General features: G+C 38.9%; 8 protein-coding genes. 7 read left to right on the top strand and 1 reads right to left on the bottom strand.

Annotated features, from left to right (window positions below):
* Positions 1-198: 198 nt before the first annotated feature.
* The 3 genes from CGC63_RS14585 to CGC63_RS14575 are packed head-to-tail and all read left to right on the top strand — an operon-like array spanning position 199 to position 4,719.
* Positions 199-2,805 carry a cation-translocating P-type ATPase gene (locus CGC63_RS14585; RefSeq protein ID WP_003022163.1) on the top strand — a complete coding sequence of 869 codons (2,607 nt, stop codon included), beginning with the start codon at positions 199-201 and terminating at the stop codon, positions 2,803-2,805.
* Positions 2,806-2,825: 20 nt separating this feature from the next.
* The gene (locus CGC63_RS14580) at positions 2,826-3,965 is read left to right on the top strand and encodes an AI-2E family transporter (protein ID WP_003022165.1); all 1,140 of its coding nucleotides are present in this window, start codon (positions 2,826-2,828) and stop codon (positions 3,963-3,965) included.
* Entirely contained in the window at positions 3,955-4,719 is a 765-nt protein-coding gene (locus CGC63_RS14575; RefSeq protein WP_003022167.1) for a TatD family hydrolase, read from the top strand. The genes CGC63_RS14580 and CGC63_RS14575 overlap by 11 nt, the downstream gene beginning before the upstream one ends.
* Positions 4,720-4,802: 83 nt before the next feature.
* Here the strand turns inward: CGC63_RS14575 and CGC63_RS14570 are convergent, their stop codons facing one another.
* Positions 4,803-5,771, bottom strand: coding sequence for a reverse transcriptase family protein (locus CGC63_RS14570; protein ID WP_003022169.1), 969 nt, complete (start codon positions 5,769-5,771; stop codon positions 4,803-4,805).
* 324 nt (positions 5,772-6,095) lie between these two features.
* Here CGC63_RS14570 and CGC63_RS14565 point away from each other — a divergent pair, with 324 nt between their 5' ends.
* The 4 genes from CGC63_RS14565 to CGC63_RS14550 all read left to right on the top strand — a co-directional run bounded on the left by CGC63_RS14565 (position 6,096) and on the right by CGC63_RS14550 (position 14,873).
* Positions 6,096-6,674 carry a TetR/AcrR family transcriptional regulator gene (locus CGC63_RS14565; RefSeq protein WP_003022171.1) on the top strand — a complete coding sequence of 193 codons (579 nt, stop codon included), beginning with the start codon at positions 6,096-6,098 and terminating at the stop codon, positions 6,672-6,674.
* A 15-nt stretch (positions 6,675-6,689) separates the two neighbouring features.
* Entirely contained in the window at positions 6,690-8,594 is a 1,905-nt protein-coding gene (gene glgB, locus CGC63_RS14560; RefSeq protein WP_003022173.1) for a 1,4-alpha-glucan branching protein GlgB, read from the top strand.
* A gap of 260 nt (positions 8,595-8,854) precedes the next feature.
* Entirely contained in the window at positions 8,855-10,612 is a 1,758-nt protein-coding gene (locus CGC63_RS14555; protein ID WP_003022174.1) for a serine/threonine-protein kinase, read from the top strand.
* A complete protein-coding gene (locus CGC63_RS14550; RefSeq protein ID WP_003022176.1) occupies positions 10,605-14,873 on the top strand; it encodes an Ig-like domain repeat protein in 4,269 nt (1,422 codons plus the stop codon). The genes CGC63_RS14555 and CGC63_RS14550 overlap by 8 nt, the downstream gene beginning before the upstream one ends.
* Positions 14,874-14,898 lie beyond the last annotated feature (25 nt).

Genomic DNA, 14,898 nt, shown 5'->3' with positions numbered 1-14,898 from the left:
TTAATAAAAGGGAGTAGCTGGCACCCACGGGTGTTCACGATAACGTCAATCTCGATGGAAAGATTTCCGTCCGTGTCGTGATGAAATGGCAAGACTTTTATTGCATGAAAAAGTGCAGTAGGAGTCTTGCCTTTTTCTGTTTCACAGGAAAGAAAGAGGGACTTTTACAACGCACAATAAAAATCAGGAGGAAAAAGCATGAAAGAGTATTATCAAATGTCAAGAACAGAAGCTCAAAAAGCTGTAAATGGCAGTACTCATCCTCTCAGCGAGGAACAGATTAAGAAAAATCAGGAAAAGTATGGACCAAATGCTTTAGTAGAAGAAAAGAAGAAGTCCATTCTTCAGATTTTTTTGGAACAGTATAAAGACTTTTTGGTTATTATACTGATTGTAGCGGCAATCGTATCAGGATTATTGGGAGAAACAGAAAGCGCCATTGTTATTCTGGTGGTAATTACCATGAATGCGATTTTAGGTACTGTTCAGACCATTAAGGCAGAGCAGTCACTGGACTCTTTAAAGGCTATGTCAGCTCCGGAAGCAAAGGTTTTCAGAAACGGAGATGTTATCAAAGTTCCGTCTGATCAGGTAACAGTGGGTGATATTGTTATGCTGGAAGCAGGAGATTACGTTCCGGCTGACGGACGTATTCTTGAAAACGCCAGCTTAAAGGTTGACGAAAGTGCACTTACCGGTGAAAGCCTTGGCGTAGAGAAAAAAGAAGAAAAAATTGAAGGTGAAGTTCCTTTAGGGGACAGAACCAACATGGTATATTCCGGAAGCTTTGTTTCTTACGGACGTGGTTCCTTCCTTGTAACCGGAATTGGTATGGAAACAGAAGTGGGAAAAATTGCCAAGTTATTAAAAACAACTTCTGAAAAGAAAACACCGCTTCAGATGAACTTAGATAACTTCGGTCAGAAATTATCCATTTTAATTCTTGTATTTTGTGCCATTTTATTTGGTATCAGCGTATTTCGTGGAGAAAGCATCGGAGATGCCTTCCTCTTTGCAGTTGCACTTGCGGTAGCCGCTATTCCGGAAGCGTTAAGCTCTATTGTTACCATTGTACTTTCCTTTGGTACACAGAAGATGGCGAAGGAGCACGCCATTGTAAGAAAGCTTCAGGCAGTGGAAGGTCTGGGAAGTGTTTCTATTATCTGTTCTGATAAAACAGGAACTCTGACACAGAATAAAATGACAGTAGAATATTATTATGTAGAAGGAAAAGAAATTCCGGCAGAAGCTATCGACTTAGGTGATAAGGCTCAGAAACAGCTTCTTCGTCATAGTATTTTATGTAATGACTCTACCAATAAAAACGGTGAAGAAATCGGTGACCCGACAGAAACAGCCCTTATCAATCAGGGCGATAAGCTCGGTTCTCCTGCTGAAGTAGTAAGACAGAAATATCCAAGATACAGCGAAGTTCCTTTTGACAGTGACAGAAAGATGATGTCAACCCTTCATACCTTAAAAGAAGGTTCTACTATGGTGACAAAGGGCGCTGTGGATGTTCTTTTGGGACGTGTGACACACATTCAGAAAAACGGCGAAATTGTGCCGATTACAAAAGAGGATATTCAGGAAATCGAAGCACAGAACCAGAAGTTCTCACAGGGCGGTCTTCGTGTTCTTGCTTTCGCATATAAGCGTGTGCCGGAAGGCACAACTCTTACAGTGGAAGATGAAAATGACATGACCTTCTTAGGCTTAATTGCCATGATGGACCCGCCGCGTGAGGAGTCAAAGGCTGCTGTTGAGGAGTGTATTAAAGCCGGCATTAAACCGATTATGATTACCGGTGACCATAAGGTAACTGCGGCTGCCATTGCAAAACGTATCGGTATCTTGCAGGATGAGTCAGAGGCATGTGAAGGCGCTGTTATTGAAAACATGTCTGACGAAGAATTAAGAGATTTTGTAGAAGGCATTTCCGTATATGCACGAGTTTCACCGGAGCATAAAATCAGAATTGTCAAAGCATGGCAGGATAAAGGAAATATTGTTTCCATGACTGGTGACGGTGTAAATGATGCGCCTGCTTTAAAACAGGCTGATATCGGTGTTGCTATGGGTATTACCGGAACAGAAGTATCCAAAGATGCTGCATCTATGATATTGACAGATGATAATTTTGCGACTATTGTTAAAGCAGTAGAAAATGGACGTAATGTATATCGAAACATTAAGAGTGCAATCCAGTTCCTGTTATCAGGTAACTTTGCCGGAATTTTAGCAGTATTGTATGCTTCTATTGCAGGACTTCCGGTTCCTTTTGCACCGGTTCATCTTCTGTTTATCAACTTACTTACAGACAGCTTGCCGGCCATTGCTCTTGGACTTGAGCCACACACAGAAAGTGTTATGAACGAAAAGCCAAGACCAATGAACGAATCTATTTTAACAAAAGATTTTCTTTCCAGAATTGGAATTGAAGGTCTTGTAATCGGTATTATGACAATGGTTGCCTTCTATATTGGATATCAGGAAAGCCCGCTTTTAGCTTCTACACTGGCATTCGGAACTTTATGTACTTCTCGTCTGGTACATGGATTTAACTGTAAATCTTCTGAACCGGTACTGTTTACTAAGAGATTTTTCAACAATATCTACTTAATCGGCGCTTTTGGACTGGGGCTTGCTTTGATTACAGCAGTTATGTTAATTCCTGCACTGCACAGTATTTTCCAGGTACAGACATTAAATCTGACACAGCTTCTGATTATGTTTGGCCTGTCACTGGCAAACCTTCCGATTATTCAGTTTATTAAATGGATACGTACAAAAATCGGTAAATAAAAGATTTTTGGAGGATATGTATGGATTTGAACAAGAAAAACATGAAAAATATTATGCTGCTGATTGTATTTGCTGTTTTATTCTACGTAGGAGTACAGCGGATAGAAAGTGTGGCGGCAGGATTTTCCTTTGTGGTTAGTATTGTTTTTCCGTTTTTGCTGGGAGCAGCTATGGCATTTATTTTAAATGTTCCCATGAGCTTTATGGAAAAAAGACTATTTTCGAAAACAAAGGGAAAGGCAAAAAAACTGAAACGACCAATTTGCCTTGTGCTGGCTATTTTATTTGTAGTTGCTATTTTATGGATTGTACTTTTGGTGGTTATTCCTGAGGTAGCAAGTACGGTTGCCAGTTTAAGTGTAAATATAGAGGCGGCGCTTATAAAGCTTCAAAGATGGGCGATGGACATTTTTGAAGATAACAAGCAGATTGAAGTTTGGATTGCCAGCTTGCAGTTTGATTGGGACGGAATTATTCACACCGCATTCGGATTTCTGAAAAACGGAGCCGGAAATGTTTTAAATTCCACCATGACTGTGGCAAAGACTGTTATCAATTCTGTTATGAACTTTTGTGTTGCTTTTGTGTTTGCATGCTATATCCTCCTTCAAAAAGAGAAACTTGCTGTACAAATCCGAAAGATTTTATATGCCTTTTTCTCTAAGAAGGTAGTAACAAAGGTGCTGGACATTGCATCTTTAAGCTATAAGACCTTTGCTAATTTTGTTACGGGACAGTGCTGTGAAGCCGTTATTTTAGGAACAATGTTTTTTATTTCCATGAGTATTTTAAGATTTCCCTATGCACTTTTAGTAGGCGTTTTAATTGCATTTACTGCATTAATTCCGATTTTCGGTGCTTTTATCGGATGCTTTTTAGGGACTTTCCTGATTTTAGTAGCAGACCCTATGAAGGCGATTGCCTTTGTTATTCTGTTCCTGGTATTGCAGCAGGTTGAGGGAAACTTGATTTATCCTCATGTAGTGGGAGGTTCCGTGGGACTGCCGTCTATCTGGGTTCTGGTTGCTGTTACAGTGGGCGGAAGTCTGATGGGAATTGTAGGTATGCTGGTATTTATCCCGATTTGTTCTGTGCTGTATGCGCTGTTTCGGGAAATGGTATATAAAAGATTAAAGGAGAGAGGAATTCATGATATTTGATACCCATGCACATTATGACGACAAGGCATTTGATAAAGACAGAGGACGAATGCTGGAGCATGTACATGCCAACGGAGTGAGCGAAATTATAAATGTAGGCGCTTCTTTTAAAGGAGCAGAGGACTCCGTAGAACTGGCAAAGAAATATCCTTTTGTTTATGCGGCAGTAGGTATTCATCCGGATGAGGTAGGCGAGCTGGATGAAGAAAAAATGTGCAGACTCAGACAGCTGTGTGATGAAGAAAAAACAGTTGCCGTAGGGGAAATCGGATTGGACTATTATTGGAATAAGGAAGACCATGAAACACAGAAAAAGTGGTTTGTAAGGCAGATGGATTTGGCAAAGGAAACAAAGCTGCCGATTATTGTTCACAGCCGTGATGCTGCAAAAGATACTTTAGATATTATGAAGGCAGAAAAGGCTGAGAATTTATCAGGAGTTATTCACTGCTATGCTTATTCCAAAGAACATGCACGAGAATACATGAATATGGGATATTATCTGGGGATTGGCGGTGTAGTTACTTTTCCGGATGCTAAGAGGCTAAAAGAAGTGGTAGAATACGCACCGTTAGATTATCTGCTTTTAGAGACAGATGCTCCGTATTTATCACCCGTACCACGCAGAGGAAAAAGAAACAACTCTCTTCAGCTGGGGTTTGTCATGGACGAAATTGCCAGAATAAAAGGCGTTTCCTTCAATAAGGTTGCAGAGGTAACAAGAGAAAACGCCAAAAGGTTATTTGGAATATGATATGGGGCTGTTGCATTAAGTGCATATTGGAAAAATGTATAAATATTCCAAATTGCTGTTTAATGCGACAACCTCGTTTGGAATTAGACTTGAAAAAAAGAGGAAAGTTCTTTCTTTAATAGGAGAAATTCGCTGTCTGAGGGATTGACGTAAAGTATGTAGTTGATTTTACTGTTGAGACTTTGCAGATAGTGGGTTTCTCCTTTTTTGTATCCGATGTGTGCAAGATGGTCTTTTAGACCGAATTTTTTGATGTAGTAGCATTCTTGTCGGATACGGCGACGGTATTCTTTTGATGTCTGCAGTTTTTGATTAACCACAAGTCCGGTTACTTCCTGACGATTTTTTTGTGAGCATACATGAGTTTTTTCAGGATTTAGAGAAAATCCTAAACGCATAAGAAAAGACTGCACTTTTTTCTTTACAAGTACAGGATTAAAGTCACCGGAAAAAGTCATATCGTCACAATATCGTGTGTAAGTTATTTGCTGTTTTTTGCACCAGTTTCCGATATAATTATCGAAAGGTTTTAAAATAAGATTGGAAATATAGGGGGAACTGGGCGCACCTTGAGGCAGAGCATCGTGATAGCAGCATAAGTGTGTCAGAAGTGTCCGTACAGAAGGAGGAAACAGTTCGCTTTTAAAAACTTTTTGGTAAACATCAATGTAGGTAATACTGCCAAAGAAATCATGGATATCTAATTTCAAAAGGAGTTTTTGATTTAAGTGAGGAAAAGCATTGAAAACAGTAGAACAGCCGCTTTTGTAAGCTGTTGCATAAGGAGAAACAGGAAACTGGACAAGGATGTGTTTTAAGATATTTGTCTGCACCTGTTTTAATAGGTAATCAGGTATAAGAAGTTTCCTTTTCTTTCCGTTTTTCTTAGGAATAAATACTTGAGAGTAGTGATTTTGGGCGTGATTAGATAGAGCGTAAAGAAAAGCGAGCTGGTTGTCTGAAGCAAGATTTAAACCATCTGTTAAGTGCAGAGAACGCAAAAAATCTAAAGAATCATTATGTGTATTGTATTTCCATAGGCTATTTTCCATGAAACTTCCTCTCCTTTATATAAAAGACACAGCAGACACAAAATGGTGATAAAGAAATTGGCGAAGCCGTACAAGCCGCAGGCAAAAGCACATGAAATGTGCCGATGTACGGCGTAGCCAATGCAGAGCTGGCATAAGCCATCGCTTAATTTATAACATAGAAAAGCGACTCGCTTTTCTGACATGAAGTTTTTCGTTGTCTTCGCTGTCTGCTGCGTTTAAATATACTGTATCACACTTAAAACAAAAAAGAAAATAAAAAATGAACAGTTGATTTTTTATATACCGATAAGTATAATTGAAGGTAGAAGGGCGGTGAACAGAATGGACAACAAAGAGGTGCTTTTGCAAGTAGCGCTGGATTTGTTTCACGCAAAAGGATATGATGCGGTGGGAATACAGGAAATCGTTGATAAAGCCGGAGTGACGAAGCCCACCTTGTACTATTACTTTGGAAGTAAGAAGGGACTTTTGCAGTATCTTTTAGAAAGCGGCTACAAGATTTTGCAGGAGGATATTGCAGAGGTTGTGCAGGTGAATGAGGAACTGCCGGAAATCCTATATCAGATTGCTAGAAGATTTTTTAACTTTGCATCTGCTCATGAGAAGTTTTATCTGTTTATGCTGTCACTTTTCTATTCAGGGAGAGAAAACGAAGCCTTTCAAATGGTGCTTCCCTTTATAGAAAATTATTACGGATACATTGCAGGTGTCTTTGAAAGAGATACTTCTCTAAAGGGAGATACAGCTCAGAGAAAAATGTATGCGGTGGGATTTACAGGTGTTTTAAACCATCATATTATGACTGCCAGCTACGGGATGCTGGAGAATGAAATGTTTAAAATTTCAGATGAAACGACAAGGGAAGTTGTTCGTCAGTTTCTGTATGGAATTTATTCATAAAAGGAGGAGATTTTTATGGGCGTTAATATGAAAATTACAGAGTTGGACCGATATTTGTTCGGAGAGGGGACTCATTACGAAATTTATAAGCTGTTGGGGGCACATGTGGGTGTGAACAGAAAGAAGGAAGGCGTTTTCTTTGCAGTATGGGCGCCTCATGCAAAATCAGTTTCCGTAGTGGGGAATTTCAATAACTGGGATGAAAAAGCAGACATTATGAAATGCGATAATAATATGGGGCTTTATCAGCTTTTTATTCCGAAGGTAAGAGAAGGGGATTTGTATAAATTCTGCATTACCGCCCAAAGCGGCGAGTTGTTATATAAGGCAGACCCCTATGCAAATTATTCCGAACTTCGTCCGGGAAATGCTTCAAGGGTTGTGGATTTAACCGGCTATAAATGGTCAGACAGTGTCTGGATGAAAAAACGTCAGGAATTTGATGTGGACAAGGATGCCATGTCTGTTTACGAGGTGCATCCCGGCTCATGGAAAAAACATCCGTCACAGGGAGAGGATGATCCCGGTTTTTATAATTATCGGGAGCTGGCACATGAACTGGCAAAATATGTGAAAGAAATGGGCTATACCCATGTGGAGCTTATGGGAATTGCAGAACATCCTTTTGACGGTTCATGGGGATATCAGGTAACCGGCTATTATGCACCTACTTCCCGCTATGGTACACCGGAAGATTTTCGCTACTTTGTCAATTATTTACATAAGAATAAAATCGGTGTTATTCTGGACTGGGTACCGGCACACTTTCCAAAGGATGCTCATGGGCTGGCAGACTTTGACGGCGCTCCGACTTATGAATATGCAGATCCCAGAAAGGGAGAACATCCTGATTGGGGAACAAAAGTCTTTGATTATGGTAAAAATGAAGTGAAAAACTTCCTCATAGCCAATGCGCTGTTTTGGATTGAGGAATTTCATATTGACGGTCTGCGTGTAGACGCAGTTGCATCTATGCTTTATCTGGATTACGGACGCAGAGACGGAGAATGGGTTCCGAACCAATACGGAGAAAACAAGAACTTGGAAGCCATTGAATTTTTCCGTCATTTGAATTCCGTTGTTTTAGGGAAACATAAGGGCGTTGTCATGATTGCCGAGGAGTCTACCGCATGGCCGATGGTAACAGGCAAACCGGAGGACGGCGGACTGGGATTTTCCTTGAAATGGAATATGGGATGGATGCACGACTTTTTGGAATATATGAAGCTGGACCCGTATTTCAGAAAATACAATCATCATAAAATGACATTTTCCACCTCTTATGCGTACAGCGAAAGATACGTATTGGTGCTTTCTCATGATGAGGTAGTACATCTGAAATGCTCTATGATAAACAAAATGCCGGGGCTTGGACAGGATAAATTTGAGAACTTAAAAGCCGGATATTCTTATATGATTGGACATCCGGGTAAGAAATTATTGTTTATGGGACAGGATTTTGGACAGTATCAGGAATGGAGCGAAGAACGAGAATTAGATTGGTACTTGCTGGGAGAACAAAACCATCAGCAGCTTCAGAATTATGTAAAGGAATTACTTAAAATGTATAAAAAGTACCCTGCTCTATATGCAAATGACAGCAATTATCAGGGACTGGAATGGATTAATGCTGATGATGCTAGCAGAAGTATTTACAGTTTTGTACGTTGGTCACCTACAGGCAGAAACAATTTGTTATTTGTAATTAACTATACACCGGTAGCAAGAGATGATTATAGGGTAGGTGTACCGAAGAGAAAACAGTATAAGCTGATTTTAAACAGCAAGGAACCGGAATTCGGCGGTGATGTACATAAAGAAGTGGTAGATTATAAAGCAGTGAAAAAAGAATGTGACGGAAGACCATTTTCCTTTGCATATCCATTACCGGCCTATGGAGTTGCAGTATTCAGATTTTAAACCATAAAGTTCTTTGGCAGATTTGTCCGGTGGGGTTATCTCTTAATGAGACAGCTTCACCGGATATCAATATTTTTGGCAATATTGCTAATTGCAAATGCAAAGAAATTATGATATTCTCATATTCACAAAAACAATTCTAAGAACTCTTTTTGACAGCTCTGTCAAGAATATTCCATGTGATTATTTAAAAAAATGCCTTTATGCCCCAATATTTTTTGGACTGGCCGATGCTTTATTGATAAAAGGAAGGTGATACTATGCGAAAAACAGGTGAGCTGATTGACGGCAGATATAAAATCCTGAGAAAATTAGGCGAAGGCGGCATGAGCGTTGTTTATCTGGCAGTAAATGAGAAGGTAAATAAACACTGGGCAATTAAAGAAGTAAAAAAGGAGGGCGTGGAAAATTTTGAAACCGTTCATCAGAGACTCTTAACAGAGGCAGATATATTAAAAAGGCTGCATCACCCCAATCTTCCTGATATTGTAGATATTATTGAAAACGAGGAAACCTTTCTGCTGGTAATGGACTACATAGAAGGGCGGCAGCTGGAAAGTATTGTGCAGGAATACGGACCGCAGAAAGAGGAAACCGTTGTAAATTGGGGAAAACAGCTGTGTGATGTGCTGTCTTATCTCCATTCTCAAAATCCGCCTATTATTTACCGTGATATGAAGCCTGCCAATGTGATGGTGCAAAAGGACGGAAAAGTGGTACTTATTGATTTTGGTACTGCCAGAGAATTTAAAGAAAGTCAGGCGGAGGATACCCTGTGCCTGGGAACTTGCGGTTACGCAGCGCCTGAGCAGTATAAAGGGCAGGGACAGTCCGATATTCGGACAGATATTTACTGTCTGGGCGTTACGCTTTATTATCTTCTTACAGGGCATAACCCTATTTGTAAGCCCTATGAAATCTATCCTATTCGATATTGGAATACAAATCTGTCATCCGGTCTTGAAATGATTATCTTAAAGTGTACAAGGAAAAATCCTTCCAAACGCTATCAGTCCTGTGAGGAATTACAACAGGAGCTTTCTCATTATTATAAATTGGATATAGAATATCAAAAGTCTCAAAAGATAAAAAAGCTAATGCTGTTTTGCTTTTTGGGATTAACCATTGTTTCCGGATTTTTAAGCCTTGTTTTTTATCGAGAAGAAAAGGAGCTGGTAAAAAATGCGTATGAGGATTGCCTGTATGAAGCACAGCGTCAAAGGGGAAAAGAACAGTATCAGGCGTGTTATCAGGCAGCAATTACCTTAAAGCCCAAGGACAGCAGAGCATATAAAGCGCTTTTGGAGACTTTTCTCTGGAAAGACAATGAGGAACAGGAGGAGTTACAGGGATATTCTGTATGTTTTTTTTCAGAAAAAGAGGAAAAATTTATCCGTGAAATGCTGGGAATTACCAAAGAAGGAAATAAGAGAAATGAAGAATATTTAAAATCACGTAAAAGAGAGTATGAGAGCTTTGCATACATCTTGGGACTTGCTTATTTTTACTCTTATAACGGTACGGGAAATAAGGCGGCAGCAGAGAAATGGCTGAAAATTGCAGGAGAAGGGAAACCATCCCAAGGCTTACAGGAGGCTGAAATTATAAGAGCACAAAAGCTCTGGAAAATCGCATCATACTATGACCGGCTGGGCATGTATCATCAAGGAGGAGATGTGCGTATTTCTTATAAAGATTACTGGGGGGATTTAACAGAGATTGTAAAACATGAGAAGAAAAACAGGTATAAATCAAAAGATTTGCTGTTTGCCTATAAAGAGATATTGTCGCAAATGATTACTTCTGCTTTTCAGTTTGCAAGGGCAGGAGTGACGAAAGCAGAAATGGAAAAGCAGCTTAGAGAAATAGAAGAGGGGTTAGATGCAATGAAAATAGAAAAGGGAAGCGCAAATGCGGTTTATGAGGAAGAAATGAAAAGAAATCTGTGTGAAAATTTATCCGCAGCACATCACAGTATAGAGGCTGCCTTTGAAGAGGGGAGTGGGGAAAATGAATGAGATACAAAATCAGATTTATTTTTATCAGTGTCTTAAAAATGTCTTTTTCGGGATTAGTATTTTTTGCCTTTTTGTTACATTATGGATAGCTTATGGCAGAAAAAGAAGCGAAAAATTAAAGGGAATATTGGTTATAACTGTGTTTTTGTTTGTAGGAAGCTTTGTTTTCGTGCAGAAAGCAGAAGCATCTGTTCAGGAAGAGAAAACAGTTACGTTTAAAATGAAGGAAGGAGTCTGTCTGAAATATACAAAGATATATGACCGAGATGATTTTTCGGTGTTCCAAAATCCTGAAACAGGAGATATTTTGGAAAATTTAGAGGATATAGAAATAGAAAGCGCAGAGAAATCAGAAGATGTTTTTGTAAAAAATCTGGAAGGGGTGCTGGAGGAAAAAATAAAAGATGTAACAGAGGGAAAAAAGACTTCTGTCCTTGTTACCAAGGTTGAACTGGGAGGAAAAGACGCCTCTAAATATAAAGTGGATTTAGAAAAGCAACAGGTTTGTTTAGAATGTGCGCTCACTATAAAGAAGCGTAAGATAAATTTAAGGGTAGAGCGAGGATGGCGGGAATATGGGCATTACAATGAAATAAATTTTGCATCAGATACGCCGGTACAGGAAAACACGGAGAGTTATAAAAATTCTGAAACAGAGGGATTGCTAAAGGGAGATGCTGTCGTTTATCCTACACCTGTGGAAAAGCCCATAGAAAAAGAGAAATTGCCGGATTATTCATTGGGAGAATGGAAGGAGAGAATAACCGTAAAACAGGACGGCAAGTCAGGGGAAAATTATTATTTTAATTATGATGAGGTTACTTGCGGCAGTTTACAAATAGAGCCGGAGGCAATAGAGGAACATTCGGAATATATCGAGTTTGAGACAGACAGGCAACAAGTGTATTTGGATGAGAATACCGGAAAGCTCTGGGCAGACGGGAAAATGCAGGATTTTCATGTGTTGCTGAAACAGAACAATAAGGCAAGCTTTTATACAGATGTATGCACAGAGTCAGGAGAAATTATCAGTAAGAATGGAAAGGGACTGGATTTTTCAAAGGAGGATTTCCAAGAGGGAGAGGAAAGAAAGATTTCACTTTTTCTTGTTCATCAGAAGAATAAGGTAAAGTCAAAGCCCTTTGAGATTTCGGTTTTTCTCGATACAGATGTTCCTGAGGTGACAGAAAATACGGTAAGTGACAGGATAAATGACTGCGAAGCATTGCCGGAAATCATAAGGTTTAGCAGATTTTACGGAAAAGCAGATGCAGGAAAAGAATGTTTTCATATAGAAGATAAAAATGGCTGTGGTGTGAAGAAAAGTCAGTATCATATTATGAAAAAAGAAGGGGAATTTACAGGAAAAGAGGTTAAGAAGTATCTTGATGAGGAGTTGAAAAAAGAGAAATGGGATTTGTTGCCTCAAAACGGAGAAATTCCAATTCCTGAGGAAGAAAAGAATTATCTTGTTTTTATAAGAACGGAGGACTATCTGGGGCATGAGAAAATTTATGTTTCTGACGGCATTATGACAGATTGGGAAGAACCGCAATTACAAATTGCATTTGCAGGGACACAGGAAATAGCGAAGACAGGCATTTACGGGGAAGATGTGGATTTAGAATTTGTTGTCCAAGATGAGAAAGCTGCCATAGCTCAAATTGAGATTTTGGTAAGAGGTGACGGAGAGGAGCTTGCAAGGGAAATCCTTTTTAAAGAAAGTTCTTTAGAAGAAAGAGAAAAATACAAAGAAATACTACTGCCATATACGGTAGTAGTAAAAGAAGATAGCAGTATGGAGGTTCAGGTTGTCGTTAATGTTACTGATTATGCGGGCAACAAAACAGAAAAAGAGTTAAGCTTGCAGACGGATACCATCTTGCCTGAAGTAAAAGTACAGTGTTTTAGTCAAGGGAATGCTTTTTCAGAATATTATTCTAAAAATCCGATGACTGTTCAAATTTTGTACAGGGAGCAGAATTTTTCAAAAGAAAAAGAGTATTTATGGTTTGAAACAGAGATAAACGGAGAAAAAAAGAGCTGTTCTTTGGCAGAGCTGGAAGATAAGCTTATGAAAGAGATAAAATGGATAGAAAAAGGGGAAGAGCACATACTGGAAATGACATTGAAGGAGGGGGAATATAAGATTTGTCCTTTTGTCAAAGACTTATCTCAGCGAACAACACAGGATTGCATTGTACAGGGAGAAGAAATCTCACTTTGCGTTGATACGCAATGTCCAATGCCTGTTATGGAGCTTGTCAATGGAAAGGAAGAGAAGAATTACTTTTTTCGTGAGGATATTAAGCTGCATATTCAAGGAACAGATGCGGACAGGAAATACGGAAACTCCGGTTTGCAAGAAATTTATTACATTATTTCCAAGGGAAAACAGAATGAGAAAATTTCTTTGCTTCAGAAAACAGAAGAAGGGATACAAGCCTTCTCGAAGGAAATCACTGTGCCTGTTGCAGTGTATGGGGATGGAGAGCTTGAAATACAAGCCTTTGCAGAAGACAGAGCAGGTAACATAGGAAAAAGTGAGAGGATAAAATTAAGCATAGATATAACAAATCCTAAGATTTCCGTGCAGTGGAGTGTAGGGAAAGCAAATGAAAAGAGCTATTATAATACGCAGCGTACGGCACAGATAGAGATAACAGAGGAAAATTTTGAGCCTTCTTCTGTGAAATGGGAAATGCAAGGAAAAGCGCAAGTGGGAAAGTGGAAGTCAAAGGGAAATACACATTCCTGTCAGGTTGTTTTTTCGGAAGACGGTAGTTATGGACTGCATTTTTCCTGTGAGGATAAGGCAGGAAATAAAGAAAAATATGAGGAGAAGGAGAATTTTGTTATAGATAGGACAGCTCCTGTAATTGAGGTTTTTTATGAAGACGAAAGTGCTTCTAACATCAGGTATTTTAATCATCCTCGTACAGCTGAAATTGTTATTCGTGAGCAAAATTTTGATGAAAATCAGGTTAAAATAGGTACAGAGCTTGAGAATATATCAGGAAAAAAGCCACAGATTACGCAGTTCTCTTCTCATAAAGGTGTTCATAAAGCAAAGGTTTTTTATGAAGAAAGCGGTGAATATTGTTTAAAGGTTTCTTGTGGAGATAAAGCGGGAAATCAGGCAAAGGAGTTTGAAGGAAAAGGTTTTTGTGTAGATTTAGAGCTTCCGGAAATTAAAATTTCCAATATAAAGAATAAATCAGCGAATAAGGATAAGGTGGCGCCGATGATAGAAATTCGAGATTTAAATTATCAAACAGGCGGTTTTACCATAAATATTACAGGAAGCAATGAGAAAAAATTAAAGCTGAAAAAGAGTGTAAAGAATATAAAAAGAGGACAAAAAATACAGATTGCCGATTTACCCAGAACAGAAGAAACAGATAATATTTATACACTTTCCGTAGCAGCAGTAGATAAAGCGGGAAATTGGGCAAAAAAAGAGCTCATATTTTCTGTAAATCGGTATGGCTCTGTGTATGAGGCAGATTTAGACACACGAAAATGGCTGAATGTGAAGGAAGGAAGCCATACATATTTGAGGGAAGGAAAAGAAATCGGGATTTATGAATACAATGTAGATACGATTAAAGAAAGAACGCTTACTGTAAATTGTGACGGAGAATTGAAAGACTTAAAAGAAGGACAGGATTATACAGCAAAAGTTTTAGAGCAGGAAGGAAAGTGGAAGAAAAATTATTATAAAATAAAAGCGGAAAACTTTAAAAAAGAAGGAAATTATACGGTTATTTTAAATTCCAAGGATAATGCCGACAACAGCATGAATAATATAAGTTTGAAAAGAAAGGCAGAACCATTGCCGCTTTCTTTTACTGTGGACAGAACCTCGCCAACTATTCTGGTATCAGGAGTAGAAGATAAAGGAAAATATCAGAGTGCGGTAAAGGAGCTTGTCGTTGAAGTTACAGATAATCTGGCATTAGAAGGTTTAGATATTCAAATCGGAGACAGGAAAATACACTATGGAAAAGAAGAACTAAAAGAAAAAAACGGAATTGTGAAAGAGCAGATTTCCAAAAATGGAAATTGGCAGAAAATAAAAGTATCTGCCACAGATGCGGCACAAAACATACAACAGGAGGAGCTTCGTGTGCTGGTTATCCTCACTTCTTTCCAAAAAGCAAAGCCGGAAAATAACAGAGTAAACATAATCATAGTTATTCTCTTTTTAATGGGGCTGTTCATCTGGAAAAAGAAGAGAGGATGCTTTATACTAAAGTAAAATACAGCCAGAAGGAGAGGAAAAT

This window comes from Blautia hansenii DSM 20583 (assembly GCF_002222595.2).
Taxonomy (GTDB): Bacteria; Bacillota; Clostridia; order Lachnospirales; family Lachnospiraceae; genus Blautia; species Blautia hansenii.
This window is presented reverse-complemented; position numbering and strand designations above follow the sequence as displayed.

Coding starts and splice junctions, on each gene's coding strand:
- CGC63_RS14585 (WP_003022163.1), top strand. CDS start 199: ATGAAAGAGTATTATCAAATGTCAAGAACAGAAGCTCAAAAAGCTGTA.
- CGC63_RS14580 (WP_003022165.1), top strand. CDS start 2,826: ATGGATTTGAACAAGAAAAACATGAAAAATATTATGCTGCTGATTGTA.
- CGC63_RS14575 (WP_003022167.1), top strand. CDS start 3,955: ATGATATTTGATACCCATGCACATTATGACGACAAGGCATTTGATAAA.
- CGC63_RS14570 (WP_003022169.1), bottom strand. CDS start 5,771: ATGGAAAATAGCCTATGGAAATACAATACACATAATGATTCTTTAGAT.
- CGC63_RS14565 (WP_003022171.1), top strand. CDS start 6,096: ATGGACAACAAAGAGGTGCTTTTGCAAGTAGCGCTGGATTTGTTTCAC.
- glgB (WP_003022173.1), top strand. CDS start 6,690: ATGGGCGTTAATATGAAAATTACAGAGTTGGACCGATATTTGTTCGGA.
- CGC63_RS14555 (WP_003022174.1), top strand. CDS start 8,855: ATGCGAAAAACAGGTGAGCTGATTGACGGCAGATATAAAATCCTGAGA.
- CGC63_RS14550 (WP_003022176.1), top strand. CDS start 10,605: ATGAATGAGATACAAAATCAGATTTATTTTTATCAGTGTCTTAAAAAT.